5 protein-coding genes are annotated in these 4,450 nt (G+C 64.7%); 2 read left to right on the forward strand and 3 right to left on the reverse strand.

Annotated features, from left to right (window positions below):
• On the forward strand, positions 1 to 892 hold an 892-nt coding region (locus tag PGX04_RS20250), incomplete at its 5' end, for a cytochrome c oxidase subunit 3 (RefSeq protein WP_273740164.1).
• Between the two features lie 338 nt (positions 893 to 1,230).
• Here PGX04_RS20250 and PGX04_RS20255 read toward each other — a convergent pair.
• The gene (locus PGX04_RS20255; protein ID WP_273740165.1) at positions 1,231 to 1,518 is read right to left on the reverse strand and encodes a DUF7410 domain-containing protein; all 288 of its coding nucleotides are present in this window, start codon (positions 1,516 to 1,518) and stop codon (positions 1,231 to 1,233) included.
• 104 nt (positions 1,519 to 1,622) lie between these two features.
• A complete protein-coding gene (locus tag PGX04_RS20260) occupies positions 1,623 to 3,023 on the reverse strand; it encodes a hypothetical protein (protein ID WP_273740166.1) in 1,401 nt (466 codons plus the stop codon).
• Positions 3,024 to 3,194: 171 nt separating this feature from the next.
• On the opposite strand from PGX04_RS20260, the gene PGX04_RS20265 reads away from it, so the two are divergent.
• The gene (locus PGX04_RS20265; protein WP_273740167.1) at positions 3,195 to 3,461 is read left to right on the forward strand and encodes a cytochrome C oxidase subunit IV family protein; all 267 of its coding nucleotides are present in this window, start codon (positions 3,195 to 3,197) and stop codon (positions 3,459 to 3,461) included.
• Positions 3,462 to 3,579: 118 nt separating this feature from the next.
• On the opposite strand, the gene PGX04_RS20270 is transcribed toward PGX04_RS20265, so the two are convergent.
• The coding region (locus tag PGX04_RS20270; RefSeq protein ID WP_273740168.1) for a phosphotransferase at positions 3,580 to 4,450 on the reverse strand (871 nt) is incomplete at its 5' end.

Raw genomic sequence — 4,450 nt, forward strand, 5'->3', positions numbered from 1 at the left:
CGCGGCGACCGACGGCGGCGTCGCCCACGGGGCGACCGCGACCGCCGAGAGCCACGAAGAAGAACACGCCGACCACGCCAGCATCTGGCCGCTCGGCATCGGTGCCGGGACCTTCGTCTTCTTCCTCGGGCTCAGCGGCATCACGCCGTACGTCTACTCGTTCGTCGAGTCGCACATCCACAGCGGCGTCGGCGACTTCGTGAGCCTGGCCTCGGCGCCCAACCAGAGCATCGTTTACCCGATACTGACGGCGCTCGGGCTCGGGCTGATGGGGATCACGCTGTTCCAGTTCGGCCGCGAGCAGTTCGACGCTCCCGAGATGGCGATCGCCGAACGCTGGCCGTTCGGCGGCATCAGCAACGAAAAGATGGGCGTCTGGGTCTTCCTGGCCTCTGACGTCGTCGTCTTCGGGGCCGCGATCGGTGCGTACATCTTCATGCGCATCCACGGCGGCTGGCATAACTGGCACCTCGAGTCGATCACCATGGCGGGGCTGTTCAACACGTACGTCCTGCTCACCTCGAGCTTCACGGTCATCCTCGCGCACGTGATGGCCGAACGCGGAAACAAGAAGGGGCTGCTCGGCGCGCTGAGCGCGACGGTCCTGCTCGGGTTCGTGTTCATGGGCGTCAAGGCCTTCGAGTACAGCAGCAAGTTCGACGCCGGTCACTACTGGTTCAGCGGGATCGAGTACTCGTTGTACTTCGTGACGACCGGGCTGCACGCGCTGCACGTCATCCTCGGCCTGTTGATTGCCGGGTTCATGATCTACCGCGTCGTCTCGATCGACGCCTACCTCGAGGATCACATGCCGGTCGAGTACTTCGGCCTCTACTGGCACTTCGTCGACATCGTGTGGGTCTTCCTGTTCCCGCTGTTCTACCTGATGTAGCGCCCCGCCGCTACACGGGTTCGATTCGCGTTCGATTACGATTCCATTCTTCCTGACGACTACCGAGGCGAAATTACGAGTTCCCGACATTGCGTTCGCTGACGACACCGTCGGTAACCGATACTGGTCTCGATCCGGGCGGTCGATTGTCCTTCCGACACTCGCAAGGCGACGACGCTACCGACCTCGAGATCAGGCCAGGACTCGAGAGTGCGACGAGACGGCACAAATCCGCCAAACGGCTCGAGCAACGATGTGCGAGACGGAGCGACGGCACAAAGAGAGTGGCAGCATCGGCGGTCGGAGCCACGTTACGAGAGCGAGTCGAGCCCCCAGCGTTAGCCGGCCCAGACGAGCGCGTAGACGAACGTAAACAGGAAGTAGACCAGAAACACGGAGATGGCCGCCTTGAAGTGGAACGTGAAGAGGTCGTACTCCTCGTCGTCGCGTTCGGCTTCGAACGTCTCGTATTCGTCCTCGGAACACTCCGCGGCGTGATCGACACCGATGTGGAACGTGGCGTATCGTTCGGATCGGAACGGCCGTCCGCAGTACGGACAGGTCGCGCCGGGCGTTTCCTCCGGTGGCACCTCGTACTCCCGCTCGAGTGGCCGGTTGGTCGCCATTCGATCGACAATTGCGACGGCGGGAGGAAGTGTTTGCCGGTTCAGCGGGCCGAGCGGTCAGCGAGCCTAAACGCGACCGGAGGTGAAGAGCTGGCCGTGGGTGGTCACCCCGGAACGTACGGCGGGCTCATCGACCCCTGGGAGACGAGATAGAGGCTCACCATCGTGAAAAACACCATCACGACGATGAGCGGGTACTGGCTCCTGATCGCCTGGAGTTTGCCGGGAAAGAGGTCGAAAGAGACGGTGTGGGAGACCCACACCGCGAGAACGTGGCCGAGCAGGATGCCGGCGATCTCGACGTAGCCGAACCAGCCGGGGAGCGCGTACCGGGTCGGGTTCGGCGGCGGGTCCAGTGGCATCGCCAGCGCGTCGAACAACGACGGCCACAGCGAGAGTGCGAAGCCGATGTAGTGTGCGAAGTGGTAGCCGGCCGCGATGGCGAGCAGCGGCGCGGCGAAGCGGAGCCCGAGATATCGACGGGAGAGATACGTCTCGGCCCGATCGCGGGTCCGGTCGATCGCGATCCAGTACACCTTCCAGAACAGGGCGAAGCCGCCGACGAGCAAGAGCAGATAGACGATCACCGGTGGGACGCCGATTCCGACGAGCGCTTCGATGGTCCCGACGCCGACGGGGGTGACGATAAACCCGCTGTAGGTGAGCTCCCAGACGAGCGCGAGGACGAACGCCACGACGGAGGTGTCGGTGATTAGGTCGTCGTCGCTCAGCCGAGAGCCGGGGAATCGCAGTTCGAAGCCATCATCGGTGCGCTGGATCGGTGCGACGGCCCCGTAGAGTCGAAACCACAGCGAGAGCGGATCGCCGCGACGGAACCACGTTTCGGGGGAGAAGACGACCGCACTCGAGATCGTAAACAGCGAGTACATCACGAGGACGAACACCAGCGCACGCGCCGACGAGGTCAGCGGGGCGACGATCTCGAGCCAGACGAACGTCAGGAGTGCCACGACGGCGGGCCAAGAGCCGAAGGCCGACGGATACGATTCGTAGTCGTTCGGCAGCGCCGCGGCGATCCGCCGCCAGGGATTGAGCGCCGGCCACGGGTTTCCGATGGCGTACGCAACGATCGTCAACAGTGCCCGCCCGCCGACGAACGTCACAAGGACAGTCGCGCTGATCAACCCGATTGCCGGACCGCGGATCCCGGCGAGCAGGATCAGCGCGAGCCCGAGGAGACCGAGCACGCCGAATAGGAGCGACCCCGCAGACAGGAGGCGATCCGTCGTCGTCTCGAGGGCGCGGTCGTGGTAGCTCCCGATCACGTCGCGATCGGTGACGAGCATGGTCAGCAGCGCCGAGGCACCGACGGCACCGCCGCCGGTGGCGAGGTAGAGCCACGTCGGAACCGACACGTTGCTGCCCCCGGAGAGACCGGCCGCCACGTTGCTCGCAGCGACGATGCCGGTGCCCGCGGCGAGAAGCGCGAGGGCGAACACGAACCCGATACCGGTCCGGCGACGGAGAGCCGAACGTCCACTCATTGTCGGCGATTCGCGCCCGCGATCCATCTACGTGTCGCTTCCGTGCGGTCACGGTCGGTTTCGTGCGTCCGTTGTCAGACACGCGCTTCCAGCGGTCGCGTATACGCCGGCCAGCCCGGCGAGCGATCGTATGAGGAAGGTATAAGTATCCGTCAGTCTCATTCCTCACCAATGGCGAGTATTCGGAACTACGCATTGATTTACGTGGCGCTGATACTGCTGGCGACGGGGAAGTTCGTCTTCTTCCACTTCCCGGAGATCTTTACCTACGAGCTCGCAGTGGGCGGCACGATGATTCTGGCGGGCATCAAGGTATCCATGATCGCCGGCTACTTCCAGCACCTGAAAGACGAGCCGCGGTCGATCACCTACCTGATGCTCACCGCGTTGTTCATGGTCGTCCTGCTCACCCTCGCAGCGGGATACTCGATCCAGTAACGCGCCGCGCCAGCATGGCCGCCGACTGAAACCGAATCACGCCTTTTCTCTCTCGTTCACAGCCGATATCGGTGCTATCGGATCGATCCGTCGATCGAGCAGACTCGTCGCTCGCAGCTCACCAGTGGCCGGGCTGCTCGACGGAGGCGTCCACAGCGCGAACGGACTCGCGATGATCTGACGCGGCTGCGTCGGCGTCGGAACTGGTATCGCCTGCCGGCCGCGGATCGGTGGAATACCCCATCCGCTGGCGATCGAGTCGCCTTCGGATCTCCTCGAGGTTGTCGTAGAGGAACGTCAATCGATCGCACTTCTCCCGCGGATTCGCGTGGAAGCGCCACGGGCTGTCGGTGTCGAAGTGAACGTCGGTCTGGGTCACGAGCGCGTGTCCGAGATAGGGACCGAACGTCCGCGGGTGAACGCCGATCGCCTCGCAGTACGCGACCAACTGCTCGTACACGCGGTCGGCGTGGGGCGTGTCCTCGAGCAGGGTGGCCCGGACGCCCGCCTCGAAGCCGCCGAACGCGAACTCGGCGAGCTTCAGGGTGAAGAAGCCGGGATCGGCGACGGGGTTGCGATCGAGCGCGCTGTACTCCCAGTCGATGACGCGCTCGATCGCGCCGTCGTCGGCGACGAGGACGTTCCCCGGGTGGTAGTCTCCGTGCACGGGGACCGTCGGATACTCGACCGGATCGGATACCGCCGGCGGTGTCACGTCGAATTCGACGGGGGTCAGCTCGCGATGCACCGTCTCCGGTGACACCGTTACTCGAGGGCCCGCGTGCGTTCGCTGTAGCGTTCCGATCCACTCGAGTCCCGTCTCGAGGACCCGAGCGAAGGCGTCCGGATCGGGTGGCGTCTCCCATCGAGCGACGACGTCCATGAGCGGCGTGCCCGCAGCCGGCGATTCCGATAGCACCGGACCGAGCGCGGACTCCTCGAGCGCCGCGTCGGGAAGCGTCCCCGTCAGCGGGCTGTCCGCAGCCGCG

This window comes from Natrinema soli, from assembly GCF_028618695.1.

Excerpts from the sequence above, each read along its gene's own strand:
- PGX04_RS20255 (WP_273740165.1), bottom strand. The coding sequence starts at position 1,518 with ATGGCGACCAACCGGCCACTCGAGCGGGAGTACGAGGTGCCACCGGAG.
- PGX04_RS20260 (WP_273740166.1), bottom strand. The coding sequence starts at position 3,023 with ATGAGTGGACGTTCGGCTCTCCGTCGCCGGACCGGTATCGGGTTCGTG.
- PGX04_RS20265 (WP_273740167.1), top strand. The coding sequence starts at position 3,195 with ATGGCGAGTATTCGGAACTACGCATTGATTTACGTGGCGCTGATACTG.